The organism is Pseudoxanthomonas helianthi (genome assembly GCF_017939625.1).
GTDB lineage: Bacteria > Pseudomonadota > Gammaproteobacteria > Xanthomonadales > Xanthomonadaceae > Pseudoxanthomonas_A > Pseudoxanthomonas_A helianthi.
This window is the reverse complement of the sequence record NZ_JAGKTC010000001.1, coordinates 165,456-190,616: the sequence shown is the minus strand read 5'-3', so window position 1 is coordinate 190,616 and position 25,161 is coordinate 165,456. Positions and strand designations below refer to the sequence as shown.

At 65.8% G+C, this 25,161-nt stretch carries 20 protein-coding genes; 8 read left to right on the top strand and 12 right to left on the bottom strand.

Features of this window, described 5'->3' with window-relative positions; genetic code table 11:
* The first annotated feature begins 141 nt into the window (after window positions 1-141).
* The 5 genes from ssb to rfbD all read left to right on the top strand — a co-directional run bounded on the left by ssb (window position 142) and on the right by rfbD (window position 4,100).
* The gene (ssb, locus tag J5837_RS00885; RefSeq protein ID WP_210534837.1) at window positions 142-612 is read left to right on the top strand and encodes a single-stranded DNA-binding protein; all 471 of its coding nucleotides are present in this window, start codon (window positions 142-144) and stop codon (window positions 610-612) included.
* 79 nt (window positions 613-691) lie between these two features.
* Window positions 692-1,747: a dTDP-glucose 4,6-dehydratase gene (rfbB, locus tag J5837_RS00880; protein ID WP_210534836.1), complete on the top strand. Its 1,056-nt coding sequence runs from the start codon at window positions 692-694 to the stop codon at window positions 1,745-1,747.
* 18 nt (window positions 1,748-1,765) lie between these two features.
* Window positions 1,766-2,653, top strand: a complete 888-nt coding sequence (rfbA, locus tag J5837_RS00875) for a glucose-1-phosphate thymidylyltransferase RfbA (RefSeq protein WP_210534835.1) — start codon at window positions 1,766-1,768, stop codon at window positions 2,651-2,653.
* On the top strand, window positions 2,650-3,207 hold the full coding sequence (gene rfbC, locus J5837_RS00870) for a dTDP-4-dehydrorhamnose 3,5-epimerase (RefSeq protein ID WP_210534834.1): 558 nt from the start codon (window positions 2,650-2,652) through the stop codon (window positions 3,205-3,207). The genes rfbA and rfbC overlap by 4 nt, the downstream gene beginning before the upstream one ends.
* Entirely contained in the window at window positions 3,204-4,100 is an 897-nt protein-coding gene (gene rfbD, locus J5837_RS00865) for a dTDP-4-dehydrorhamnose reductase (protein ID WP_210534833.1), read from the top strand. Before rfbC ends, rfbD begins: the two co-directional genes overlap by 4 nt.
* A 4-nt stretch (window positions 4,101-4,104) precedes the next feature.
* On the opposite strand, the gene J5837_RS00860 is transcribed toward rfbD, so the two are convergent.
* Entirely contained in the window at window positions 4,105-5,814 is a 1,710-nt protein-coding gene (locus J5837_RS00860; RefSeq protein WP_244755487.1) for a peptide MFS transporter, read from the bottom strand.
* 140 nt (window positions 5,815-5,954) lie between these two features.
* On the opposite strand from J5837_RS00860, the gene J5837_RS00855 reads away from it, so the two are divergent.
* The 3 genes from J5837_RS00855 to J5837_RS00845 all read left to right on the top strand — a co-directional run bounded on the left by J5837_RS00855 (window position 5,955) and on the right by J5837_RS00845 (window position 11,532).
* The gene (locus J5837_RS00855; RefSeq protein WP_210534831.1) at window positions 5,955-7,895 is read left to right on the top strand and encodes an OPT family oligopeptide transporter; all 1,941 of its coding nucleotides are present in this window, start codon (window positions 5,955-5,957) and stop codon (window positions 7,893-7,895) included.
* Between the two features lie 238 nt (window positions 7,896-8,133).
* Window positions 8,134-10,212 (top strand): S9 family peptidase, encoded by a 2,079-nt coding sequence (locus J5837_RS00850; protein WP_210534830.1) that lies wholly within the window; start codon window positions 8,134-8,136, stop codon window positions 10,210-10,212.
* A gap of 57 nt (window positions 10,213-10,269) precedes the next feature.
* Entirely contained in the window at window positions 10,270-11,532 is a 1,263-nt protein-coding gene (locus J5837_RS00845; protein ID WP_210534829.1) for a DUF819 family protein, read from the top strand.
* A 262-nt stretch (window positions 11,533-11,794) separates the two neighbouring features.
* Here the strand turns inward: J5837_RS00845 and J5837_RS00840 are convergent, their stop codons facing one another.
* The 11 genes from J5837_RS00840 to J5837_RS00790 all read right to left on the bottom strand — a co-directional run bounded on the left by J5837_RS00840 (window position 11,795) and on the right by J5837_RS00790 (window position 25,095).
* Window positions 11,795-12,661, bottom strand: coding sequence for a hypothetical protein (locus tag J5837_RS00840; RefSeq protein ID WP_210534828.1), 867 nt, complete (start codon window positions 12,659-12,661; stop codon window positions 11,795-11,797).
* A 170-nt stretch (window positions 12,662-12,831) separates the two neighbouring features.
* Entirely contained in the window at window positions 12,832-14,616 is a 1,785-nt protein-coding gene (locus J5837_RS00835; protein ID WP_210534827.1) for a phosphoenolpyruvate carboxykinase (GTP), read from the bottom strand.
* Window positions 14,617-14,781: 165 nt separating this feature from the next.
* A complete protein-coding gene (locus J5837_RS00830; protein ID WP_210534826.1) occupies window positions 14,782-15,426 on the bottom strand; it encodes a glutathione S-transferase family protein in 645 nt (214 codons plus the stop codon).
* An 88-nt stretch (window positions 15,427-15,514) separates the two neighbouring features.
* Window positions 15,515-15,739, bottom strand: coding sequence for a YbdD/YjiX family protein (locus tag J5837_RS00825; RefSeq protein WP_210534825.1), 225 nt, complete (start codon window positions 15,737-15,739; stop codon window positions 15,515-15,517).
* Complete coding sequence (locus J5837_RS00820; RefSeq protein WP_210534824.1) at window positions 15,739-17,811, bottom strand: carbon starvation CstA family protein; 2,073 nt, start codon at window positions 17,809-17,811, stop codon at window positions 15,739-15,741. The genes J5837_RS00825 and J5837_RS00820 overlap by 1 nt, the downstream gene beginning before the upstream one ends.
* Window positions 17,812-17,904: 93 nt before the next feature.
* Window positions 17,905-19,059 carry a serine hydrolase domain-containing protein gene (locus J5837_RS00815; protein ID WP_210534823.1) on the bottom strand — a complete coding sequence of 385 codons (1,155 nt, stop codon included), beginning with the start codon at window positions 19,057-19,059 and terminating at the stop codon, window positions 17,905-17,907.
* 95 nt (window positions 19,060-19,154) lie between these two features.
* Window positions 19,155-19,595: a GNAT family N-acetyltransferase gene (locus J5837_RS00810; protein ID WP_244755484.1), complete on the bottom strand. Its 441-nt coding sequence runs from the start codon at window positions 19,593-19,595 to the stop codon at window positions 19,155-19,157.
* Between the two features lie 80 nt (window positions 19,596-19,675).
* Window positions 19,676-20,680: a magnesium/cobalt transporter CorA gene (corA, locus tag J5837_RS00805; RefSeq protein WP_210534822.1), complete on the bottom strand. Its 1,005-nt coding sequence runs from the start codon at window positions 20,678-20,680 to the stop codon at window positions 19,676-19,678.
* A 180-nt stretch (window positions 20,681-20,860) separates the two neighbouring features.
* A complete protein-coding gene (locus tag J5837_RS00800; protein WP_210534821.1) occupies window positions 20,861-22,888 on the bottom strand; it encodes a glycoside hydrolase family 97 protein in 2,028 nt (675 codons plus the stop codon).
* A 35-nt stretch (window positions 22,889-22,923) separates the two neighbouring features.
* A complete protein-coding gene (locus J5837_RS00795) occupies window positions 22,924-24,102 on the bottom strand; it encodes a lipoprotein N-acyltransferase Lnb domain-containing protein (RefSeq protein WP_244755482.1) in 1,179 nt (392 codons plus the stop codon).
* Between the two features lie 120 nt (window positions 24,103-24,222).
* Window positions 24,223-25,095, bottom strand: coding sequence for a CorC family transporter (locus J5837_RS00790; protein WP_210534819.1), 873 nt, complete (start codon window positions 25,093-25,095; stop codon window positions 24,223-24,225).
* Window positions 25,096-25,161 lie beyond the last annotated feature (66 nt).

Sequence of the window (25,161 nt, the reverse complement as noted above, 5' to 3'; positions counted from 1 at the left end):
GGGAAGTCGCTGAATTATAAGGCCCAGGCCGGGGAGTTTTCCTACGCGACAAGCGGAGGAACGCCGATGGCGGGAGCGCCTGAGGGTATACTTCAATGGCATTTGCCCGTGAATGGCGGGCGTTCATAACGGAATCACGACATGGCACGCGGCGTAAACAAAGTCATTCTGATCGGCAACCTCGGCAACGATCCGGACGTCAAGTACACCCAGGGCGGCATGGCCATCACCACGCTCAGCCTGGCGACCACCTCGGTACGCAAGGACCGCGACGGCAACCAGCAGGAAAAGACCGAGTGGCACCGGGTCAAGCTGTTCGGCAAGCTGGGCGAGATCGCCGGCGAATACCTGCGCAAGGGCCGCAGCGTGTACATCGAAGGCCGGCTCGAATACGGCAGCTACGAAAAGGATGGCGTCAAGCACTACACCACCGACATCGTCGCCGACGAGATGCAGATGCTGGGCGGCGGCGAAGGCGGTAGTGGCGGCGATCGTCCCGCGCGTCCGGCGCGACAGGATTACGGTTCGCAGGGCGGCGCGCCGCGACGCCAGGCACCGGCACCGCAGCAGGCGCCGGTGGATGATTTTGCGGATGACGACATTCCGTTCTGACGGGGTGAAGTCATCGTTCATCGCGCGCCAGTAACCTGCCGGCGGCGGTTTCTCGAAACAGTTTTTTACGAGGGTGCGAATGCCAACCTGGATGGTAACGGGCGGCGCCGGCTTCATCGGCGGCAATTTCGTGTTGGAAGCGGTTGCGCAAGGCGTCAAGGTCGTGAATCTCGACGCGCTGACCTATGCCGGCAACCGCGATACGCTGGCATCGCTCGATGGCGACCCGAACCATGTGTTCGTGCACGGCGATATCGGCGATGGTGCGCTGGTCTCCAGGCTGCTGGATGAGCATCATCCGGACGCGGTGATCAATTTCGCAGCGGAAAGCCATGTCGATCGATCGATCGACGGCCCGGGCGCCTTCGTCCAGACCAACGTGGTCGGCACGCTGCACCTGCTGGAAGCGGTGCGCGATCACTGGAAGGGCCTGCAGGGCGAAGCCAGGGACAAGTTCCGCTTCCTCCATGTATCCACCGACGAGGTCTACGGCACGCTTGGCGACAGCGGCAAGTTCACCGAAACCACGCCCTATGCGCCGAATTCGCCGTACTCGGCCTCGAAGGCCGCGTCCGATCACCTGGTGCGCGCGTTCCACCACACGTACGGCCTGCCGGTGCTGACCACCAACTGCAGCAACAATTACGGGCCGTACCACTTCCCGGAAAAACTTATTCCGCTGGTGATCGCCAAGGCGCTGGCCGGCGAAGCGTTGCCGGTGTATGGCGATGGCAAGCAGGTGCGCGATTGGCTGTTCGTGCGCGACCACTGCTCGGCGATCCGCACGGTGCTCGAAAAGGGCCGCGTCGGCGAGACCTACAACGTCGGCGGCAATTCGGAGAAGCAGAACATCGAAGTGGTCAAGACCATTTGTGCGCTGCTCGACCAGCGTCGCCCGCGCGCCGACGGTCAACCGCGCGAAAGCCAAATCGCTTTCGTGGCCGATCGCCCTGGCCATGATCGCCGTTATGCGATCGACGCCAGCAAGCTGAAGAACGAGTTGGGCTGGGAGCCCGCCTATACCTTCGAGCGTGGCATCGCCGAGACGGTCGACTGGTACTTGGATAACCAGGGGTGGGTGAATCGTGTGCTCGATGGCAGCTATCGCCTGGAGCGGATCGGAACGGCCGCGTAAGCCGACAGGGAATTCGACATGACGAAACGCAAGGGCATCATCCTCGCCGGCGGTTCCGGCACCCGGCTGTATCCGATCACCCAGGCGATCAGCAAGCAACTGCTGCCGGTCTACGACAAGCCGATGATCTATTACCCGCTCAGCGTGTTGATGCTGGCGGGCATCCGCGAAGTGCTGGTGATCAACACGCCGCACGAACAGGCCCTGTTCAAGGCGCTGCTGGGCGATGGCTCGCAGTGGGGCATGCGACTGGAGTATGCCGCGCAGCCGAGTCCGGATGGATTGGCGCAGGCGTTCACCATCGGTCGCGACTTCCTCGGTGGCGCACCCAGTTGCCTGGTGTTGGGCGACAACATCTTCCATGGCCCGGGCCTGACGGCGATGCTGAAACGCGCCGATGCGCGCGAGCAAGGCGCCACCGTATTCGGCTATTGGGTCCGCGACCCGGAGCGCTACGGCGTGGCCGAATTCGACGCCGACGGCAAGGTGGTGGGCCTTGAAGAAAAGCCGGCGCAGCCGCGTTCTCACTACGCCGTGACCGGGCTGTATTTCTACGATGGCCGCGCCCCGGAATTCGCCGCGTCGTTGCAGCCTTCGCCTCGCGGCGAACTGGAAATCACCGATCTCAACAAGTGCTACCTGGCCGAGAATTCGCTGCATCTGGAACGCCTGGGACGCGGTTATGCGTGGCTGGATACGGGTACCCACCAGTCGCTGCTGGAAGCGGCCAACTACATCGAGACCATCGAAGCGCGCCAGGGTTTGCGCGTGGCTTGCCCGGAAGAGATCGCTTACAACAATGGCTGGATCGATCGCGAACAGTTGTTCGTATTGGCCAAGCCGTTGATCAAGAACGGCTATGGCCAGTACCTGATGGCTTTGCCGGAACAAGGTTACGTGCCGTGAAGGTCGTCGAAACCGATCTGCCCGGCTGCCTCGTGCTCGAGCCGCAAGTGTTCGGCGACGATCGCGGATTCTTCTACGAGTCCTTCAACAGCGACAAGCTGGCGCAGCACGGACTGCAGCCGGCATTCGTACAGGGCAACGTGTCTTCTTCGGCCCGTGGCGTGTTGCGTGGCTTGCATTACCAGTGGCCGAAGCCGCAGGGCAAGTACGTGTCGGTGCTGGAGGGCGAGGTCTGGGACGTTGCCGTCGATATCCGCCGCGGGTCGCCGCATTACGGCAAGTGGACGGCGGTGTTGCTGAGCGCGGAAAACAAGCGGCATTTCTGGATCCCCGAAGGTTTCGCCCACGGCTTCGTCGTGCTCAGCGAGCGCGCGTTGTTCACCTACCTGTGCACCGCCACCTACGATCCGTCGGCGGATGCGAACATCCGCTGGGACGATGCTGACCTCGCCATCGATTGGCCGGTGTCCGAACCGTTGCTGTCCGGCAAGGATGCGAAGGCCCCGTTCCTTGCCGATGTTCCGCAAGAACGACTGCCCATCTACGCCGCATGAAGATCCTGCTGCTGGGCGCCAACGGTCAGGTCGGCCGCGAGCTGCGCCGTAGCCTGGCACAATTGGGCGACATCGTGTGCGCCACGCGCAATGGACAACTGTCCGGAGCCGTTGCATGCGAGGTCGGCGACTTCGACCAACCGGGGTCGCTGGCCGCACTGGTCGAGCGCGTTGCGCCGGATATCGTGGTCAACGCCGCGGCTTACACGGCAGTGGATCGCGCGGAAAGCGACCGCGACGCGGCGTTCCGCGCCAATGCCGAAGCGCCGGGCGTACTCTCTCGCGCCTGCGCTCAACGCGATGCGTTGCTGGTGCATTATTCGACCGACTATGTGTTCGACGGCAGCGGCACGCGCCCGTATCGCGTGGACGATCCGACCGCGCCACTCGGCGTCTATGGAGAAAGCAAGCTGGCGGGAGAGCAGGCGATCCGTGAGTCCGGGTGCCGGCACATGATCTTTCGCACGGCCTGGGTCTACGCGGCGCACGGCAAGAACTTCATGTTGACGATGCTGCGCCTGGCCAAGGAGCGCGACGAGTTGCGCGTGGTCGCCGACCAGGTTGGCACGCCGACACCGGCGGCGCTGATCGCCGACGTCACGGCGACCGTTCTCACCCGGCCATTCCGCGCATCGGGCACGTGGCATCTCACTGCGACGGGAGAGACCAGCTGGCACGGCTTTGCCGCAACCATCGTCGACGAGGCGTTCATGCGCGGGCTGATCGAACGCAAGTCCGTGGTGACTCCGATCGCAACCGCCGATTATCCGACGCCTGCGCGCCGGCCAGCCTATTCGTGCCTCGATACATCGAAGCTGGCGCACGACTTCGCCATCGACCTGCCGGAGTGGCGACAGGGATTGTCGCGAGTAATGGATTCCTTCGGCGTCTGACCGGCTATCTCACCCCATGCATCATCCGCCGCAGCAACGGCGCGACGACGAGGGCGAGCAGGGCGCAACCGAGGCCGATCCACAGCAGTAGCTGGAACAGGTTGGCGTACTTCGTCGCAGCACTGGCGAAATCGATCGTGGCGCCTTCGGGGATGTCGATCGAAGCCAGCTTGCCGAACTGTGCGGCCAGGGTTTCCGAATAGGCGGTGGCCAGCCAGAAGCCGCCCATCATCAGTCCGACCACGCGCGCGACCGACAACTGGGTCACCGCGGACAGCCCGATCGGCGACAGGCACATTTCGCCGATTTCCAGCAGCAGGTAGGCCAGCACCAGCCACCACACGCTGGCCTGCGCGCCGCCGCCCGCGAACTTCGCCGCGGCCAGCAGCGGCAGGAAGGCCAAGCCCGCGAACAGCAGGCCGATGGCGCTCTTCAGCGGCTTACCCGGATTGCGCCCGCGCCGTTCCAGCCACGGCCACAGCCAGGCGAACAGCGGCGACAGCACGACGATGAAGAACGAGCCGAGGAAGGTCAGTGAACCCGCGGTCTGCGGCACCAGCACCACGTCGCGGAAGCACGCCGCGGTCATCGCCAGGACCAGCAGCCAGACCATGGCGCGGGCCAGGCGCGCGTTGCCCCGGTCGCTGGCGCGCAGCGCGACCACCATCAGCGCCGGCGTCGCCGCCATCATGAAAAGCGACCACGGCAGGGTGCCGCTGGCATCGCTGACCAGCGATGGGAACATGTCCTTGGTCATCAGGCGATCGCTGAAGGTCACCCACGAACCGTAGCTCTGCTCGTACAGGGTGAAGAACACCAGCACGAACAGGATCGTCACCAGCAGCGCGATCATCTGCTGGCGCTGCACACGATTGCAGTGCTTGGCCAGGAACCAGACGAACCATGCGCCGAAAGCCGCCGCGACCAGGTGCATCGCACCCTGCACCGTCCAGGTGCGCTGGATCAACTGCCACACCACGGCGACCCCGGCGAGCGACAGCAGGTAGATCCATGCCTCGCGCGGCAGCAGGGCGACGCGTTCGCGCAGCTTCGCCGGGGCGGGCGGTTCGGCGTGGCCTTGCAGGTATTTCTGCCCCCACAGGAACATCGCCAGCCCGGCCAGCATGCCGACGCCGGCGGCGCCGAAGCCGTATTTCCAGCCATAGGTTTCGCCAAGGAAAGCGCAGACCAGTCCCGCGAACAGGCCGCCGACGTTGATGCCGGCATAGAACAGGGTGAAGCCGGAATCGCGGCGCGGATCGTCAGCGGCGTAAAGGCGTCCGACGATGGTCGAGATGTTCGGTTTGAGGAAACCCACGCCCATCACGATCAGCGCCAGCGACAGGTAGAACACCTGCAGCGCGCCTTCGTCGCGCACCACCACGCCGTTGACCAATCGTGCCTGTTCGCCTTCCACCGCCATGCCCAGGTGGCCCAGCACCAGCAGCACGCCGCCGAACAGCACCGACTTGCGCATGCCCAGCCAACGATCCGCGACCAGGCCGCCGATCACCGGCACCGCGTAGACCAGTCCGCCGTAGGCGCCGATCAGGTCGTAGCCGCCGTCGTCGTTGAAGCGATGGTGCTTCAGCAAGTACAGCAGCAACAGCGCCTTCATTCCGTAGAAGGAGAAGCGCTCCCACATCTCGGTGAAGAAGCAGACGAAGACGCCCTTGGGGTGGCCGAGGAAATCGGTGCGGGCGGGCGGGGGCATGGAACGGTCGGCGACGCTGGACATGGACCCGCGGATGGCTGGAAAAACCGGCCGGAGTATAGCCGCACGCCGCACCGCGGCTGGACTTGCGGCCACTCAGCCGATAGCGTGTCGGCCTTCTGGAACCGCGGAAACCGCCCATGAACCAGCCTGCTCCGGCGCAACTGACCCTTCGCGCCGTCGTCCTCGCGGTCGTCCTCGCCGTGATCCTGTCCGCGGCCAACGCCTACCTGGGGCTGTTCGCCGGCCTGACCATCGCCACGGCGATCCCGGCGGCGGTGGTGTCGATGGGCGTGCTGCGCCTGCTCGGCGGTGGCTCCATCCTCGAGAACAACATCGTGCAGACCGGCGCCTCGGCCGGTTCGTCGATCGCGGCCGGCGTGATCTTCACCATCCCGGCGCTGATCATCATGGGCTACTGGCCCGACTTCAAATACTGGTGGGTGCTGGCCATCGCCGGACTCGGCGGCCTGCTCGGCGTGCTGTTCTCGGTGCCGTTGCGCCGTTCGATGATCGTCGAGGAACCGCTGCCGTTCCCCGAAGGCAAGGCCGCCGCCGAAGTGCTGAAGGCCGGCGAGAACCCCGGCCCCGGCCTGAAGATCCTCGGCATCTCCGCGGGCATCGGGGCGCTGGTCAAGCTGATGGCGGAAAGCGGCCTGCGCCTGATCCCGGACAACGCCGCGGGCGCGGGCTTCTTCGGCAAGTACCTCGGCTACATGGGCACCGGCCTGTCGCCGGCGCTGCTGGGCGTGGGCTACATCGTCGGTTTGAACATCGGCATCGTCGTGCTGTCCGGCAGCGTGCTGGCCTACAACATCGCGATCCCGTTCTACCACGCGTTCCTGCTGAACTCCGACCCGGAGATGATGGCGAAGGTCGCCGGAAAGACCGCGGCGGAGGCGGCGGGCATCATCCGCGGCGACAAGATCCGCTACCTCGGCGTCGGCACCATGCTGATCGGCGGCGTGTGGACCCTGTTCTCGCTGCGCAAGTCGCTGCTGTCGGGCGTGAAGAGCGGCATCGCCGCCGCGCGCAAGGGTTCGGGCGAGGGTTTCGTGCCGCATACCGAGCGCGACCTGCCGATGAAGTGGATGCTGGTGGCGCTGGTGCTGTTCGTGCTGCCGCTGCTGGGCCTGTACCAGGCCATCGTGCAGAACTGGGGCGTCAGCGTGCCGATGACCATCATCATGATCGTCGCCGGCTTCCTGTTCGTGTCGGTATCGGCCTATCTCGCCGGCCTGGTCGGCTCGTCGAACAACCCGGTGTCGGGCATCACCATCGCCACGATCCTGTTCGCCTCGGTGGTGCTGATGCTGCTGCTGGGCAGCGATTCGAAGATCGGCGCGGTCGCCGCGATCATGATCGGCGCGGTGGTGTGCTGCGCGGCGGCGGTCGGCGGCGACAACCTGCAGGATTTGAAGGCCGGCTATCTGGTCGGCGCCACGCCCTGGAAGCAGCAGCTGATGCTGGGCATCGGCGCGTTCTCCTGCGCACTGATCATGGCGCCGGTGCTGAACCTGCTGTCGCAGGCCTACGGCATCGGCGACCCGACCCGTCCGGGTTCGTTGCAGGCGCCGCAGGCCACGCTGATGGCTTCGGTGGCGCAGGGCCTGTTCGGTGGCAAGCTGCCGTGGGACATGATCATCGCCGGCGCGGTGATCGGTGCGATCGTCATCGCGTTCGACAGCTGGCTGAAATCGCGCAACTCGTCGTTCCGCGTGCCGGTGCTGGCCGCGGCCATCGGCATCTACCTGCCGCTGGAATTGATGGTGCCGATCTTCCTCGGTGGCCTGCTGGCCTATTTCGTCGAGAAGCGCCACGGCATCGTCGGCACCCATGACGAAAGCCTGCGCGACCGCGTGCATCGCCCCGGCGTGCTGTTCTCCGCCGGCCTGATCACCGGCGAAGCGCTGATGGGCATCCTGATCGCGATCCCGATCGTGGTGTCCGAACGCGCCGACGTGCTGGCCCTGCCGGAGAAATTCCATTTCAGCCAGTACGTCGGCCTCGTCGTGCTGGCGCTGGTCGGCTGGCTGATCTACCGCACCGGCGTGAAGGGCGAAGGCTCGGCGAAGGCGTAAGCGAAGCGCGTCGCTTGTCTTCCCCTTCGCAGAAAGGGGGGTCGAGGGGGATTTGCTTTTCGCTCTGCCGTCGCGAAAAGCAAATCCCCCGTCATCCGCTGCGCGGATGCCTGCCCTTTTGAGCTTTCAACAGCCGAACGGCTGGTCAAGGGGGCGGAAACTATATGACTTCGTTCCTTTGCACTGGGGCACCCCCGCGGCCTACCATCGACGACTTTCCTGCCACCGGGAGCCCGGAATGAAACTGCGCCTGACCCTGCTTGCCCTTGCCACGTTGGCCGCGTTTCCGGCGTTCGCCGCGGAGCGCGGCTTCGATGTGCGCGACCTCGCCTCGCTCGATCGCGTGTCGTCGCCGACCCTTTCGCCGGATGGCGGCACCGTGGTATTCGCCAAGCGCCAGGTCAACAAGGAGGTCACCAAGGCATCGACCAGCCTGTGGGTGCGCAACCTGCGCACGCGCGACATGGCGCCGCCGAAGCGACTGACCCCGGACGGCTGGAACGTCAATTCGCCGGCGTTCTCCAGCGACGGCAAGACGATCTATTTCCTCAGCGCGAAGTCCGGTTCGATGCAGTTGTATTCGATGCCGCTGGCCGGCGGCGAGCCGAAGCGTCTGACCGATTTCCCGCTGGATGTCGACGCGTACAAGCTGTCGCCCGATGGCCGGCAGGTCGCGCTGGCGTTCGCGGTGTTCCCCGATTGCAAGGCCGACCTGGCCTGCACCAAGAAGAAAGTCGAAGAAGCGGAGGGCGCGAAGGCCAGCGGCAAGGTGTTCGACCGCGTGTTCATCCGTCACTGGGATACCTGGGCCGACGGTCGCCTGAACCGCGTGTTCGCGGCGAAGCTCGGCGGCGAAGGCATGCTGACCTCGGCGACGCTGCTCAGCGGCGACATCCATGGCGACATCCCCTCGAAGCCGTTCGGCGACCTCGGCGATTTCGCCTGGTCGACCGATGGCAAGCAGGTCGCGATGAGCGTGCGCCAGAGCAACCGCGAAGAGCCGTGGAGCACCAATTTCGACATCTGGCTGGTCAACGCCGACGGCAGCGGCGCGCGCAACCTGACCGCCGCGAACAAGGCCTGGGACGCGGGTCCGGTGTTCAGCGCCGACGGCAAGACCCTGTACTACCGTGCGATGGCGCGCCCGGGTTTCGAAGCGGACCGCTTCGCCCTGATAGCGATGGACCTGGGTTCGGGCAAGGCGCGCGAAATCGCGCCGCGCTGGGACGCGTCCGCCGACGGCATCACCCTGTCGGCCGACGGCAAGACCCTCTACACCACCGCCGGCGAACTGGGCCAGCATCCGCTGTTCGCCGTGGATGTCGCCAATGGCGAGGTGAGCAACGTGGTCGGCGCGCAGGGTTCGGTCTCCGCGTTCGACATCGCCGGTGACACGTTGGCCTTCACCCGCAACACGCTGCAGAGCGGCGACCAGCTATTCGTCACCGATGCCGCGGGCAAGGCACCGCAGCGCGCGATCACCCAGAGTGCCGGCGAAATGCTGCCCGAAGTGAAGTTCGGCGACGCCGAGCAGTTCACCTTCGTCGGCTGGAACAACGAGACCGTGCACGGCTACGTGGTCAAGCCGTGGAATTACCAGGAAGGCAGGAAGTATCCGGTCGCGTTCTTGATCCACGGCGGCCCGCAGGGCAGCTTCGGCAACGGCTGGAGCTATCGCTGGAACCCGCAGACCTACGCGGGGCAGGGCTACGCGGTGGTGATGATCGATTTCCACGGGTCCACCGGCTACGGGCAGAAGTTCACTGATTCGATCAGCGGCGACTGGGGCGGCAAGCCGCTGGAAGACCTGCAGAAGGGCTGGGCGGCGGCGCAGAAGAAGTACGCCTTCCTCGACGGCGGCAAGGCCTGCGCGCTGGGCGCCAGCTATGGCGGTTTTATGGTCAACTGGATCGAAGGCAACTGGTACGACAAGAACGGCGTGTCGCCGTGGAAGTGCCTGGTCAGCCACGATGGCGTGTTCGAGAACCAGGCCATGGGCTACGCCACCGAAGAGCTGTGGTTCAGCGAATGGGAAAACGGCGGCACGCCGTACGACAACCCGAAGGGCTACCAGAAGTTCAACCCGGCCAACCACGTCGCCAACTTCAAGGTGCCGATGCTGGTGATCCACGGCCAGCAGGATTTCCGCATCCCGGTGGAGCAGGGCATCGGCCTGTTCACCGCGTTGCAGCGCAAGGGCGTCGAGTCGAAGTTCCTGTACTTCCCCGACGAGAACCACTGGGTGCTGAAGCCGCAGAACAGCATCCTGTGGCACGACACGGTCAACGGCTGGCTGAAACAGCACATCGGGCAGTGACGCGGTGGGCCGTGGCGCGCATCGCCACGGCCGTTTCCTTGATGACGGAGCCCATGCATGGCGGTTGAACAGGTCCAAGCCCCGACGGCGCTGATCCAGAATGACATCGTGGTCCTCGGCGTGCTGGCCGCCGTGCTCGGCATGGTGTTCTGGGCGTCATCGCGGCAATCGGGCTTCCTGCGCCGGTTCTTCGACCTGGTTCCGCCCTTGCTGCTCTGCTATTTCATCCCCGGCATCCTCAACAGCCTGGGCGTGATCGACGGGGTCAACAGCAAGCTGTACAACCCGGTCGCGAGCCGGGTGTTGTTGCCGGCGTCATTGGTGCTCTTGACGCTGACCGTCGACATCCCGGCGATCCTCAAACTGGGCCCGAAGCTGCTGCTGATGTACGTGGCGACGTCGGTCAGCATCATGCTGGGCGGCGTGTTCGCGTTCCTGGTCATGAAGGCGGCGTTCCCGGCGACGATGGCCGGCGATACCTGGGGCGGAATGGCGGCGCTGGCGGGCAGCTGGATCGGCGGCGGCGCCAACATGGTGGCGATGAAGGAAATCTTCGGCGTCGACGCTACCACCTTCGGCCAGTTCGCGGTGGTCGATGCCGCGGTCGCCTACGTGTGGATGGCGGTGCTGCTGTTGCTGGCGCAGCGCGCGGCGTCCATCGATGCGCGGCAGAAGGCCGACACCACCGCCCTGGACGACCTGAAGCAACGTCTCGTCGCCTATCGCAGCCAGCACGAACGGCCGGCCACGCTGACCGACCTGGCGATGATCTTCGGCCTCGCGTTCGGCACCGTCGGCGTGGCGCACTTGTTGGCGGGCGGCTTCGCGCCGTGGATCGGGGAGCAGTTGCCGTGGGCCAAGCGCGCCGGCCTCGGCGAACCGCTGGTGTGGATCATCGCCGTCTGCACCGTGACCGGTTTGTCGCTGAGCTTCACCCGCATGCGTCGGCTGGATGGCGTCGGCGCATCGAACATCGGCACCTTGCTGCTGTACATCCTGATTGCCTGCATCGGCATGCAGATGGATATCGGCGCGGTGTTCGACAAGCCCGCGCTGTTGCTGCTGGGCGTGGTCTGGCTGGGCTTCCATATCGCGATCCTGTGGCTGGTCGGGCGCCTGATCCGCGCACCGCTGTTCTACTTCGCGGTGGGTTCGCAGAGTCACATCGGCGGGCCGGCGTCGGCGCCGGTCGTCGCTTCGGCCTTCCATCCGGCGCTGGCGCCGGTGGGGGCGCTGCTGGGCACGCTCGGCTATGCGACCGGCACCGTGCTGGCGTGGTTGCTGGGCCTCGCGCTGCAGGCACTCGCAGGGCAGGGCTAAGCGGAACCGCTTTGTAGCGCCGAGTGAACTCGGCCGCTTTTGCTGTTGCCATTGTAGAAGCGGGGCTTGTCCCGGCTTGCTTTTTGCCACCGCACGAAGATCAAGAGCGTGCCGGGACTAGCCCGGCACCTACAAGGCAAAAGCAGATGCGCGAACCCGGCGCTACAAAGCGAAAGGCGAAGCCTTGCGGCTTCGCCTTTCGTCCATCCGTGGTGCGCGCGCTAGCGGAAGCTACGCGCGATCTCCGTCCGAGGTACCGTCATCAGTTCAGCGGGCATCCCTGGTTGTTGTACGCATCCAGCGTCGTGGCCAGGGACAGCATCACTTCGCGGTCGCCCGTGGCCAGGGCGGCGGCCGTCTGGCTGGTCACCTGCGCGGTGGTCAGCGGGTAGTCGACGGCGCCAGGAGCCGAGTTCAGCAGCGCTGCCACCGCCTGCTTCAGCAGGATGCGCTTGGCGCCGTCGACGCCCGGGCCGCCCTTGTAATTGAGCGCGGCGAGCAGGGTGTCGTTGAATGCATCCAGGCCGAAGTAGGTCTGCAGGTTGCTGGAGGTGGCGTACGGCGCCGGCCACGAATCGTGGTGCTGCTTCACCTTCCAGTAGCCCAGCGTGCAACCTTCGAAGCCCGTTTCACCCGGCGTGCTGTAGCAGAACGAAGCCCGTTCGATCGGCGAACTGGTGGTGGTGTTGGTGGTGATCGTGGTCAGCGGGGTGATCGCCGGCAATTGCAGGCCCGCGTCTTCGGTCACCGGCGGATCGTACAGGTACAGCATGGCGCTGCCGCCACCGCTGATCGAGACACTGTGGATGGCCGGGGTCGTGCCGATCTGCTGCCAGTAGAGCAGCCAGCCGTTCGTCGATTCGAAATGGATCGTGGCCACGCTCAGCGTGCTGTCCGAATGCGTGGTGACATCCGGCGGCAGCGGATTGATCACCAGTTCGCTGAGGATGTTGGCGGAATCGAAATCCTTGCAGCTCAGGCTGGCGTCGACCGGGATGGGCGTGCCGATGGTGCCGTTGGCCGAAGCTCCCGAGCTCAGGCCCAGGCAAAGCACGAAAGTGGCAGCGGCGCTGGCCAGCAGGTTGCGCGAACGCGCGTGCCGCACGCGGGCACGTTGACGATTCTTCATGGGGTTCCCTTGCAGGATGGTGGAGTGCAGGCGCGAAGGCCGGCAGTAACAAGGGGAACGCCGGTTGAACGCGATACAGGACAGCCTGCGGATCCGCCTGTACGGACGCCAAAAAAAAGGGCGAAGCCACGAGGCTTCGCCCTTCCTGCATCCGTGTCGAGCGTCGGCGATCAGCCCAGGCTGCGCGCGATCTCCGCCCGCGTCTGCTCCAGCTTCTCCGGCAATCGATCGCCCAGGGTCTGCAAGTATTCGCCGATGCGGCCGAATTCCTCGGCCCATTGCGTTCGGTCGATGGCGAACAAGGCCTGCTTCGCTTCGGCCGACAGCGACAGGCCATCCAGGTTCAACGCACCGGCGGAAGGCAACGCGCCGATTTCGGTCTGCGTCGCCGCCGCGGTGCCTTGCACTCGCGCCAGGATCCATTCCAGCACGCGCATGTTCTCGCCGTAGCCGGGCCACAGGAACTTGCCGTCGTCGCCCTTGCGGAACCAGTTCACGTGGAAAACCTTCGGCAACTTTGCACCGGGCTGGTCGAACGACAGCCAGTGCGCGAAGTAGTCGCCGTAGTGGTAGCCGCAAAACGGCTTCATCGCCATCGGGTCGGGGCGCATCACGCCCACCGCGCCGGTCGCGGCGGCGGTGGTTTCCGAGCCCATCACCGCGCCGACCAGCACGCCGTGCGTCCAGTCGCGCGCTTCGAACACCAGCGGCACCAGCGAGGCGCGGCGGCCGCCGAACACGATCGCCGAGATCGGCACGCCCGCGGGGTTTTCCGCTTCCGGCGAGTACGAGGGGCATTGCTTCGCGCTGACGGTGAAGCGCGAATTCGGATGCGCAGCCGGGCCGTTCGCCGGGTCGTAGGGACGGCCCTGCCAATCGGTCGCCGGCTCGCCTTCGCCCAGGCCTTCCCACCACGGCCGGTTGTCGGCGGTGACCGCGACGTTGGTGAAAATGGTGTCGTGGCGGATGCTGGCCAATGCGTTGGGGTTGGATTGCGCGCTGGTGCCCGGGGCCACGCCGAAGAAACCGGCTTCCGGATTGATCGCATACAGGCGGCCATCGGCGCCGGGACGCATCCAGCAGATGTCGTCGCCGACCGTCCACACCTTCCAGCCCGCTTCGCGATAACCCTGCGGCGGGATCAGCATGGCCAGGTTGGTCTTGCCGCAGGCGCTGGGGAACGCGGCGGCGATGTAGTGCGTCTCGCCCTGCGGGCTTTCGATGCCGACGATCAGCATGTGCTCGGCCAGCCAGCCTTCCTGGCGCGCCTGCCACGATGCGATGCGCAAGGCGTGGCATTTCTTGCCAAGCAACGCGTTGCCGCCATAGCCGGAGCCGTACGACTGGATGCTCAGCTCCTCCGGGAAATGCATGATGAAGCGGCGGTCGGGGTCGAGCTCGCCGGTGGAATGCAGGCCCCTGACGAACGTTCCCTCGCGCTCGATCCGCGCCAGCGCCGCCGCGCCCATCCGGGTCATGATGCGCATGTTGGCCACGACGTAGGGCGAATCGGTGATCTCCACGCCGCACCGTGCCAGCGGCGAGTCGATCGGGCCCATGCAGTACGGCACCACGTACATCGTGCGTCCGCGCATGCAGCCGTCGAACAGCGCGTCCATCTTCGCGTGCGCGTCGCCAGGGGCCATCCAGTGGTTGTTGGGGCCGGCATCGTCGCGCTCGCGGGTGCAGACGAAGGTCAGGTGCTCGACCCGGGCCACGTCGCTGGGGTCGGAGCGGTGCAGCCAGCAGTTGGGGTAGGCCTCGCCGTCCAGCGGCAGCAGGGTGCCGTCGGCCTGCATCCGGGCCAGCAGGGCGGCGTTCTCGGCGTCGCTGCCGTCGCACCAATGGATACGGTCCGGGCGGGTCAGCGCCGCGGTGCGGGCGACCCAGTCGTTCAGGGCTTCAAGGCGGGTGGGGGTGTCGAAATTCGGCTGCAACGGGGTTACGGCATTCATTCACGGTCCTTGGCGGGCTGGCCGGAGGAACAAGGCCAATTTGAAACCACTAGTCTAACCGCTGGAACGCGAAAGCGTCCGTCATCGCGGCCGCGATGACGGCTGGAATCGTTTACTTATCGGGCACTTGGCCGGATATCGTGCCGTTTGGAGGGCGGCCGGGGCTCAGTCGCGGTCGGGCGCGCCGGGTGGGAAGTAGCTGCGGTACGGCCGGCCTTCGTCCACGGCGCGGGCGATGGAAGGCCGGGCCAGCAGGCGCTGGCGATAGGCGCGGGCCTGGGCGAACGAGTCGCCGATGGGATGCACCCAGTCCGCGTAGAACAGCGCCGGCGCCGCGGCGCAGTCGGCCATGCCGAATCCGCCATCGACCGCCCATTCCTGCCCGGCCATGCGCTGGTCCAGCCAGGCGTAGGCCCGGTCGAGCATCTCCCGCGCTTCCCCCACGCCGTAGGCGTCGCGCTGGCCTTCCGGACGCAGGTGGTCGAGGACGATCTTCTGCATCGGGTGGTGCACGTAGTTGTCGAAGAAGCGGTCGAGCATGCGCGTTTCAACGCCGTCGCCGGCAATCATCCGCACGGGACCGGGATGTCGCGCGTCCAGGTACTCGATGATCGCGGTCGCCTCGAACACCGTGCGTTCGCCGTCCACCAGCACCGGGAAGCGCTTGATCGGCCACAGCTCGGTCCATTCGCGCGCGGCGTCGGCGTCTTCCAGCATGCGGTATTCGAACGGAATGGCGTTTTCGTACAGCGCGATCAGCGCCTTCTGCGAGTAGGAAGAAAATGGGTGCGCGTAGAGCTTCAGGGACATGGCTGGCCTTCACGGAAGCGGCCCGGGGATCGGACCGTCGCAGCATCGACGAACGAGGGCGGCCGGAATCGACAATCCCGGCCGTCGCTCAGCAGCAGCGGAATCCCTTGCCGCCGCCGAACCTCGCTTCCTGGCGTTCGCGGAAGAAGGTCTTGTAGTCCATCGGCTCGCGGTCCGGATGCTTCTCCAGCATGTGCCGCACGTAGTTGTCGTAATCCGGGATGCCGCAGCACAGCCGCGCGGTCTGCACCAGGCGCCGCCACACCCGGCGCGGCGTCTGGTACTGGCTGGCGGGGACCAGGGCAGTGCCCATCACAGGTCCGCCATCTGCGCCGGGGTCAGGGCGACGTACGGAGTCTCGTGGTCGCTGCGCTGCGGGTTGCGGCGTGCGGCCACGATCGACTTGATCGAATACACCAGCACCGCCGCGACCACGAACAGGAACAGCGCGGTCAGCGTGGTGTTGACGTAGGCATTGGTCACCACCTGGTGCATCTGGTGCATGTCCTTGGCCGGCGCCAGCACTTCGCCGTTGGCGATCGCGGCCTGGAACTTGTGCGCCTGGGCCAGGAAGCCCTGCTTGGGATCGCCGTCGAAGATCTTGATCAGGCCTGCGGCGCTGGTGCACAGCAGCAGCCACGTGGCCGGCAGCGCGGTGACCCACGCGTAGCGGTCGCGCTTCATCTTGAACAGCACTACGGTGCCCAGCATCAGCGCGATGCCCGCGAGCATCTGGTTGGAGATGCCGAACAGCGGCCACAGCGTCTTGATGCCGCCGAATGGATCGGTGACGCCGGTGTACAGCAGGTAGCCCCACAGCGCCACGCAGCCTCCGGTGGCGAGGATGTTCGCGCCCCACGATTCGGTCTTCTTCAGCGCCGGCACGAAATTACCCAGTAGGTCCTGCAGCATGAAGCGGCCCGCGCGGGTGCCGGCATCGACCGCGGTGAGGATGAACAAGGCTTCGAACAGGATGGCGAAGTGGTACCAGAACGCCATCGTGTCCTCGCCCGGCAGCACCTGGTGCAGGATTTGCGCGATGCCGACGGCCAGCGTCGGCGCGCCGCCGGCGCGGTTGAGGATGGTCTTCTCGCCGATGTCGGCGGCGGTGGCGGTGAGCACGTCGGGCGTGACCACGAAGCCCCATTCGCTGACCTTGGCCGCGACCGCGACCACGTCGCCGCCGACCGCGGCCGGCGGTGCATTCATCGCGAAGTACACGCCCGGCTCGATGATCGCCGCGGCGACCAGGGCCATGATCGCGACGAACGATTCCATCAGCATGCCGCCGTAGCCGATGTACGGCATGTGTTTCTCGTTGGCCAGCAGCTTGGGCGAGGTGCCCGAGGAGATCAGCGCGTGGAAGCCCGATACCGCGCCGCAGGCGATGGTGATGAACAGGAACGGGAACAGGCCGCCGGTCCACACCGGACCCATGCCGTTGCTGGCGTATTGGGTCAACGCCGGCATCTTCAGCTGCGGCATCACGATGACGATGCCGATGGCCAGGGCGATGATGGTGCCGATCTTGAGGAAGGTGGACAGGTAATCGCGCGGCGCCAGCAGCAGCCACACCGGCAGCACCGAGGCGACGAAGCCGTAGCCGACCATCATCCAGGTGATCTGTTCCTTGGTGAAGGTGAAGGCCGGGCCCCAGGTCGGCGATGCGGCGACCTGGCCGCCCAGCCAGATCGCGCCCAGCAGCAGCAACAGGCCGACGACGGAGATTTCGCCGATCCTGCCGGGGCGGATGAAGCGCATGTACACGCCCATCAGGATCGCGATGGGCATGGTCGCGACCACGGTGAACATGCCCCACGGGCTTTCCGCCAGCGCGTTGACCACCACCATCGCCAAGACGGCGAGGATGATGATCATGATCAGGAACGCGCCGAACAGCGCGATGGTGCCGGGCACCTGGCCCATTTCCTCGCGCACCAGATCGCCGAGCGAACGCGCGTCGCGACGGCTGGAGATGAACAACACCATGAAGTCCTGCACCGCGCCGGCCAGCACCACGCCGGCGACCAGCCACAGCAGGCCGGGCAGATAGCCCATCTGCGCGGCCAGCACCGGGCCGACCAGCGGGCCGGCACCGGCGATCGCGGCGAAGTGGTGGCCGAACAGCACGTGCTTGTTGGTCGGGACGTAATCGAGACCGTCGTTGCGCAACACCGCGGGCGTGGCCCGGGTCGGGTCGAGCTGCATCACCTTGTTGGCGATGAACAGGCCGTAGTAGCGATAGGCGACCAGGTAGATGCTCACCGCGGCCGCCACGATCCACAAGGCGTTGATCTGTTCGCCACGCCGCAACGCGATGGTGCCCAGGCAGAACGCGCCCAGCAGCGCCAGCGCGGCCCAGGCGATCTTCGAGAAACCCTTCATGCGCAACCCCTCGGGGAAAGACTCCGGCCAAGGTTCCTCTCCGACCGGGGCGGAATCAATCCGCAGCGCGGCATCGGCGACTTCGACTTTGGTCTAAGGAGTCTTGATGGAGGTCGGAACAGGATCGGGCCGGTCATGCGGCGACGGCCCGTCGTAACTGGCATCCAGCAGCGCAGCCGCCAGGTCGCCGATGCGCATATGGTCGAAGCTGCTGTTGTTGGCCAGCACCACGCTGTGTCCATCCTCCAGCACCCGCCAGGCGAGCATGCGGAACGCGCCGTTGGAGCCGTACTCCCACGCCACCTTGCGTGGCTTCCCTGCCACCTGCAGCGTTTTGACACGCCCGCCCAGCGCGTAGCTTTGCGTTGGCCGGATCACTTCGGTCAACGTGGCGACCGTGGCCGGGGAAAGGATGCGATTGTCGAAAAGCGCGTCCATCAGCCGTTGCAGGTCGCCGACGCTGGTGTAGTAGCCACCGGCCGACATCATGAAATCGGGAACCGGGTTGTGCCGCGGCGTCGCGGTCGGCAGCAGCGACTGGTAACCCTTGGCCATGCCGGGAGCGTCTGCCGAATCGCCGACGAAAACGCCGCTGTCGTGCAGTTGCAGTGGCTCGGTCAGCAGGGTCCGCACCAGCTCCGGGTAGGGCCGGCCGCCAACGCGTTCGACGATCGCCTTGACGATCAGCCAGTTCGAGTGCGAATAGTCCCAGTCGGTCCCGGGTTCGAATGCCAGGTCGCCGCTGGCGTATGCGCGTACTGCGGTGGCGTTGTCCAGCGACTTCAGCTTGAGCGACGGGTCGGCCTTGACCGCCGCGTCCACCTGGTTGGGAACGCCGCTGGAATGGCTCATCAGCCAGCGCAAGGTGAGCTTGTGGCCGGTGTCCGGCCGGTAATCGGGAAGGTAGGTCGAGATTGGTTCGTCCAGCGCCAGGCGGCCCTGTTCCACCAATCGCATCGTCACGATGGCGGTGATCCACTTGGAAATCGAGCCGGCTTCGAAGCGTGTCCGTGGCGCCATCGGCGTTTTGGCTTCGGCGTCCGCGATGCCGAAGGCGCCGGTATAGATTGCATGACCTTCCTGCGCGACCAGGACGGTGCCGTTGAAACCTTCTTCGCGGGCGAATTTTTCCGCGATCTCCTTGCAACGCCCACAATCGGCGCTGGCCGCGCTGGGCAAGAGAACGGCAAGGAGGATCGCGACGCCACTCAGCAATCGGCGCAGGCAAGTAGAAGCGGAGAGGCTCATGGGCGGCGATCGGTTGGGGAGAATCGCCTTTGGATGCCGCTACCGTGCTTTGCGTTTAAGGCCGCGGTCTCCCGCCGGCAAACCGGCGATCGTCGTCAGTGCGAGGACAGGTTCCGCCAGAGGTGAAGCTGGCCGACGTCGCCGCCCGGTTTGCGGATGGCCCGGGGTTCTTCGCCGTAGACATCGAAACCGGCGGATTCGTACAAGCGGCGGGCGGACAGGTTGGTGGACAGCACCGACAGGATCAACGATTCGATCCCTGCCGCCCTGGCGTCTTCGACCAGTCGGTCGAGCAGCTGGCGGGCGATGCCGCCGCGGCGATGCGATTGCCTGACGTAAACGCTGCGCACCTCGGCGACGTGGCGCCGGCTCAGGCGGGAGAACCGCACGTAGCGCATGAACCCGACCAGCCGCTCACCGTCGAAGGCACCGAGGTAATGGATGTCGGGATCCGCGAGTTCCGCCTCGACCTGCGAGAGCGGCGTGTCCTTGACGTCCTCGTAGCTGGCGAGGAAGGCCTCGGGCGATTCCTGCAAGCCGGAAAGGCGGCATTCCTGCAGGATGACCGCATCGGCTTTCGAAAGACGGCGAATCCGTATCGGTCGCATCCGGCGGCTTACAACCAGCGCACCTTCTTCAGGTAGCGGTACAGGCCCAGGCAGACCGCGGCGACTACCGCAATCAGCACGAAATAGCTGTACCTGCCGTGCAGTTCCGGCATGTTGTGGAAGTTCATGCCGTACCAGCTGGCGATCAGGGTTGGCGCGGCCAGTAGCGCGGCCCAGCCGGCCAGGCGCTTGACCACTTCGCCCTGGGCCAGGGTGACCAGCGACTGGTTCACGCTCATCGCCGTGCCCAGCATGTCGCGCATCGCGTCGATGCTCTCGTTGACCCGCACCGCATGGTCGTAGACGTCGCGGAAGTACAGGCGCACTTCCTCCGGGATCAACGGGCTGGTAGTGCGCGACAGCTGCGCCAGCACGTCCTGCAACGGGGCCACCGCCACACGCATGTAGGTCAGTTCGCGCTTCAGGTCGTATAGATGCAGGATGGTGTCGCGCCGGTAGCTGTCGCTGAGCACGTCCTTTTCCAGCCGGCGCAACGTGTCCTTGAAGCCGCTGACGATCGGCAGGTAGTTGTCGACGATGAAATCGAGCACGGCATAGAGCCCGTACGAAGGTCCCAGCGCCAGCAGCTCCGGCTCGCGCTCGACCCGCGAGCGTGCCGACGCGTACGAACGCGACGCGCCGTGGCGCACGGTGATCAGGTAGCGCGGGCCGAGGAAGGCCAGGGTTTCGCCGTAGCCGAGGGTGTTGTCCTCCTCGGCCTGCGCGGTGTTCACCGCGATGAACAGCGAATTGCCGTAGGCCTCGATCTTCGGGCGCTGGTGCGCGCGCTGCGCGTCCTCGACGGCCAGGTCGTGCAGGCCGAACTCCTCCTGCAGCTTGTCGAGGATCGCATCGCTGGGCTGGTACAGGCCGACCCAGACGAAGCTGCCATCGTCGTGCGCGAGCACGTCGCTGATCGCATCGAGGCCGATGTTGCTGCGTCTACCCTCGCGGTCGTAGACCGCGCAGTTGATCACGCAGGCGGGGACATCGGGCTTCGCGGCATCGGTCATGCGCGAATGGTGCGGCAGTCGTGCCGATGCGGCAAGCGTGGCCCTCCCCTGCGGAGGCAGGGGAGCCCGAAGCCGCGTCCGGCGGCTGAGGGGAGGGAGCGCGTGTTTCCGGAGAATTTCCGGACTCCGGCTTCACTCCCTCCCAACCTCCCCTCCTTTCGCAAGGGGAAGGGCAGTGGATTACTTCGCGGCGAAACGGATCGCCTGGCCGCCGCCGGGCGCCAGCTTCAGCTCCAGCGTGTCGTTCGAGGTGACTTCGTGCTGCTCGACCACGATCGACTCGCGCTTGCCCTTCCAGCTCGCATCCGGGCCGTCGCGGTAGATCTGGGCGACGTACTTGCGGCCCTTGTCGAGGAACGACAGCGGCACCTTCAGGTCGCGCGGGTTCTCGTCGGTGATCGAGCCGAGGAACCAGTCGTCGCCACCGCGCTGCTTGCGGGCGATGGTCACGTAGTCGCCGACCTCGCCGTTGAGCGTCTTCGATTCCTCCCAGTCCACCGCCACGTCCTTGATGAACTGGAACGGGCCGGGGTTGGCTTCGTAGTTCTCCACCAGGTCCGGCACCATCTGGATCGGGCTGTAGATCACCACGTACAACGCCAACTGTTTGGCCCAGGTGGTGGCCACGCCGTCCGGCGCGCGCGTTTTCATGCCGAAGATGCCCGGCGTGTAGTCCATCGGCCCGGCCAGCAGGCGGGTGAACACCAGGTTGGTTTCATGCTCCGGCGGATTGCCGGGCTGGCCCCACGCGCTGAACTCCATGCCGCGCGCGCCTTCGCGCGAAATCCAGTTCGGATAGGTGCGGCGCAGGCCGGTGTCCTTGATCGGTTCGTGGGCGTTGATCGCGATCTGGCGTTTGTACGCTTCGGTCACCACCTTCAAGTGGTGGCGCGCGCTGTCCTGGCCTTCATGCCAACCCAGGTGCACCTTGCCGTCGCGGCCAACCAGCTTGGCACCGCCGGCGTCGGCCACGTAGCCGGTCTTGACCGCATGGATGCCCATCTCCTTGTCCAGGTCGAAGGCCGCTTCCATCTGCGATTCGTAATGCGCGGCGTTGGCCGAGGTTTCGTGGTGGCCGATCAGCTGCACGCCCTTCGACTTCGCGTAGGCGGCCAGCTTGGGGAAATCGAAGTCGGGGTAGGGCTGGGTGAAGCTGAAGTCCTCGCCGTTGCCGAACCAGTCGCCGTCCCAGCCCACGTTCCAACCTTCCACCAGCACGCCGCCGAAGCCGTTCTTCGCGGCGAAGTCGATGTGCTTGATCACGTTCTCGGTGGTCGCTCCGTGCCTGGCGCCGGAAGCCCAGGTCTTCAGGTCCAGGTGCATTTCCCACCACACGCCGGCGTACTTCATCGGCTTGAACCAGGACACGTCGCCGAGCTTGTTCGGCTCGTTGAGGTTGAGGATCAGCGAGGAATCGGCCAGCGCGGCGGCGTTGTCGCCGATGGTGAGCGTGCGCCACGGCGTGTGGAACGGCGCCGTGCGCTCGACCTTGGCGAAGCCCTCGCTGCCCGGGGTCAGGTCGGCCTTCAGGCGCGTGCCTTCCACCCGGGTCAGGTTCATGCCCGAATAATCCACCAGCGCGGCTTCGTGGATCGAGACGTGGGTGCCGTCGGCGAAGCGCAAGGTGATCGGCGTCTGCGCATCGCCCACCTCGCGCAGCGGGGTGCGGTGGTACAGGTATTCCTCGCGGTTCCATTCGAACGACGGGATCCACCACGCCGTGGCGTCGTCGCGGGCGAAGTTGAATTCGGTGAGCTCCTCGCCGATCTTCACCTCGGTCAACGCATCCTGCTGCGGGAATTCGTAGCGGAAACCCAGGCCGTCGTCATAGAGGCGGAACACCACGTCGATCTTGCGGAAGGGCTTGTTCTTTTCCGTCAACGCCACCCGCATCTGGTTGTAGCGATTGCGCACATGGCGACGTTCGCCCCAGGGCTGCTCCCAGGTTTCGTCGAGTTTCGAGAACTGCGGTTCGCCGATCTGCAGCCCGCGCTCGATCTTCGGCGCATTGGTCAGGATGAAGCCCAGCCGCGACGGCGCCAGCAACGGCTTGCCATTGCGCGACACTCTGTAGCTGGGGCGACCGTCGTTGTCGGTGGAAATTTCCACCGCGATGCGGCCGTCGGGGGAGGCGACCTTCGCCGGTTGCGCCACGGCGACGCCGGCGGAGCAGAACAGCAGGATCGACGCGAACAATCGGATCAGCATGGAGGGCTCCGCGGGTCGGGGAGCCGCATCCTGCGTCAGCGCATGCGATACGGCCGTGTGAATACGTATGCGAGCGCCAGGTGCACCGGCAGCAGCAACGCGATCCAGGTCTGGTTGTACTGGTAGCCGAACGCGAAAGGCAGCCATTGCACGAACCATGCGAGGAATGCGCAAGCGGCGACCACCACCAGCGCCGCGCGGAACCAGCGCGCGCTGTTGCGGCGCCGCAACACGGCGATCGCGCCGATTGGCAGCAGCAGGCACAGCGGATTCAGCAACAGCAGGTTGTGGTTGCGCCATGCGGCCCAGTGCTCGGTGAAGCCCCATAGATAGACCAGGAGGAGGCCGAGCACGCCGCACGAGAGCCAGAACGGCAGTGCGAAAAACAGGGCCGCGCGTGGATGGCGTGGTCCGAACGCGACCAGGGCGATGGCGACGGCAAGGCCAGCGACCAGCCACGGCCACCAGCGCCGCGGTTTTTCCGGCGGCTCGGGTGCGATGCGGTGCGGCAGCAGTTCCACCTCGGCCTGCACCAGCGGGCGCCCGTCGCTGTTCTTCGCTTCGCGCAGGCTGTCGGCCAAGCGCATCGGTACGAAGGCTTCTTCCCAACGCGACATCGGCTTGTCGCCGGCCGGTCCGATCCCGATATCGAAGCCGAGCCACATCCACGTCGCCGGCGAGGCCAGGCGCACGCTTTCGCTGCGGTAGGTGTTGCCGCGCGAACGGCCTTGCAGCTGCGGTTTCAGCGCGCCGCCGAGCGCCGCGTCGATGGCGTCGCGCACTTCGGTGGCGCAGTTGGCGGCGAAGTAGTCGTAGTGATAGCGGGCGTTCTCGGGTCGCGCGCGCACCGCCAACGCATCGGCGAGCTTCTGCGCCTGTTCCGGTCGCAGGTCGAGCCATTGCAGGCGCACGCCGCGGCCGGATTCGCGATACTGCGACAGGTCTTCCTCGATCGGCAGGGCGACCAGGTAGTACTGCATCGCGCCCTTGGCGAAGTTGCCGACGAAGTTCGCTTCGCTGGGGTCGAAGAAGCCGAAGTTGTAACTGGTCGCGGCGCCAGTGGCTTCGTCCTGCACGATGATGGCGTTATGGCCGAAGCGTTCGAAGAAGATTTCGCCGGGGGCCATGGTCATCACGCCGACGCGGGGAGCGGCGGAGGCGAGTATCGGAAAAATCAGACCGAGGGTGATGAGAATGAGTTTGGCGAAGCGCATGCTCTTGCTCGTCATTCCCGCGAAGGCGGGAATCCAGTGTCTTTAGCTCTATGAGTAGGTCACGCCATCAGGCGGAAGTCGCTGGATTCCCGCCTTCGCGGGAATGACGACTTCGAAATTTCAACTATCCGCCGATACGGTGACATGGAACGCATGCACCCGTCGCGCATCCGCCTTGCTGACCCGGAAGGTGAAACGGCCCAAGGTCAGTTCCTCGCCGGCTTCCGGAAGGTGGCCGATTTCCGCGGTGACCAGGCCGCCGATGGTGTCGTACTCGTCGTCGGGGAATTCCGCGCCGAAGCGTTCGTTGAAGTCGGCGATCGGCGTCAGTGCGTCGACCACGAACTGGCCGTCGGCCTGCACCGCGATCAGCGCCGATCCGTCCTCGGCCTCGTCGTGCTCGTCGTCGATCTCGCCGACGATCTGCTCCAGCACGTCCTCGATGGTGACCAGTCCGGCCACGCCGCCGTATTCGTCGACCACGATCGCCATGTGGTTGCGCGAAAGGCGGAATTCCTTCAGCAGCACGTTGAGCTTCTTCGACTCCGGGATGAGCACCGCCGGGCGCAGCAGTTCGCGGATGCTGCCCGGGCCATTGTCGGCGACCACGCCGCGCAGCAGGTCCTTGGCCAGCAGCACGCCGAGGATCTCGTCCTTGTCGTCGCCGTGCACCGGGAAACGCGAGTGGCCGGATTCGACCACCTGGTGCATCAGGTCGAGGAACTTCGCGTCCACCGACAGCGAGACCATCTGTGCGCGCGGGATCATCACGTCGCCCACGGTCAGGTCGGCGATGCCCAGCGCGCCTTCCATCATGCGCAGGGTGTCGGAGGCGATCACGCCGTCGCTCTGCGCATCGCGCAGCAGCGCGACCACGTCGCCGCGCGAGGAGGGTTCGCCGGAGAATGCGGAACTCAGGCGTTCCAGCCAGCTGCGTCGTTTCTCGGGTTTCTCCGCCTCGGGCGCGGAGAGGCTACTGTCGTCTTCGGACATCATGTGCGAGGGAGCGCCCGTGTGGCGGGCGACGGGGGGAGTCTAGCAGGACGCGGCGACGGTTTC

What these genes read in the sequence shown, in the direction of transcription:
- ssb (WP_210534837.1), top strand. Translation starts at nt 142, where the DNA reads ATGGCACGCGGCGTAAACAAAGTCATTCTGATCGGCAACCTCGGCAAC.
- rfbB (WP_210534836.1), top strand. Translation starts at nt 692, where the DNA reads ATGCCAACCTGGATGGTAACGGGCGGCGCCGGCTTCATCGGCGGCAAT.
- rfbA (WP_210534835.1), top strand. Translation starts at nt 1,766, where the DNA reads ATGACGAAACGCAAGGGCATCATCCTCGCCGGCGGTTCCGGCACCCGG.
- rfbD (WP_210534833.1), top strand. Translation starts at nt 3,204, where the DNA reads ATGAAGATCCTGCTGCTGGGCGCCAACGGTCAGGTCGGCCGCGAGCTG.
- J5837_RS00860 (WP_244755487.1), bottom strand. Translation starts at nt 5,814, where the DNA reads ATGCCCCCGCCCGCCCGCACCGATTTCCTCGGCCACCCCAAGGGCGTC.
- J5837_RS00855 (WP_210534831.1), top strand. Translation starts at nt 5,955, where the DNA reads ATGAACCAGCCTGCTCCGGCGCAACTGACCCTTCGCGCCGTCGTCCTC.
- J5837_RS00850 (WP_210534830.1), top strand. Translation starts at nt 8,134, where the DNA reads ATGAAACTGCGCCTGACCCTGCTTGCCCTTGCCACGTTGGCCGCGTTT.
- J5837_RS00845 (WP_210534829.1), top strand. Translation starts at nt 10,270, where the DNA reads ATGGCGGTTGAACAGGTCCAAGCCCCGACGGCGCTGATCCAGAATGAC.
- J5837_RS00840 (WP_210534828.1), bottom strand. Translation starts at nt 12,661, where the DNA reads ATGAAGAATCGTCAACGTGCCCGCGTGCGGCACGCGCGTTCGCGCAAC.
- J5837_RS00835 (WP_210534827.1), bottom strand. Translation starts at nt 14,616, where the DNA reads ATGAATGCCGTAACCCCGTTGCAGCCGAATTTCGACACCCCCACCCGC.
- J5837_RS00830 (WP_210534826.1), bottom strand. Translation starts at nt 15,426, where the DNA reads ATGTCCCTGAAGCTCTACGCGCACCCATTTTCTTCCTACTCGCAGAAG.
- J5837_RS00825 (WP_210534825.1), bottom strand. Translation starts at nt 15,739, where the DNA reads ATGGGCACTGCCCTGGTCCCCGCCAGCCAGTACCAGACGCCGCGCCGG.
- J5837_RS00820 (WP_210534824.1), bottom strand. Translation starts at nt 17,811, where the DNA reads ATGAAGGGTTTCTCGAAGATCGCCTGGGCCGCGCTGGCGCTGCTGGGC.
- J5837_RS00815 (WP_210534823.1), bottom strand. Translation starts at nt 19,059, where the DNA reads ATGAGCCTCTCCGCTTCTACTTGCCTGCGCCGATTGCTGAGTGGCGTC.
- corA (WP_210534822.1), bottom strand. Translation starts at nt 20,680, where the DNA reads ATGACCGATGCCGCGAAGCCCGATGTCCCCGCCTGCGTGATCAACTGC.
- J5837_RS00800 (WP_210534821.1), bottom strand. Translation starts at nt 22,888, where the DNA reads ATGCTGATCCGATTGTTCGCGTCGATCCTGCTGTTCTGCTCCGCCGGC.
- J5837_RS00795 (WP_244755482.1), bottom strand. Translation starts at nt 24,102, where the DNA reads ATGCGCTTCGCCAAACTCATTCTCATCACCCTCGGTCTGATTTTTCCG.
- J5837_RS00790 (WP_210534819.1), bottom strand. Translation starts at nt 25,095, where the DNA reads ATGTCCGAAGACGACAGTAGCCTCTCCGCGCCCGAGGCGGAGAAACCC.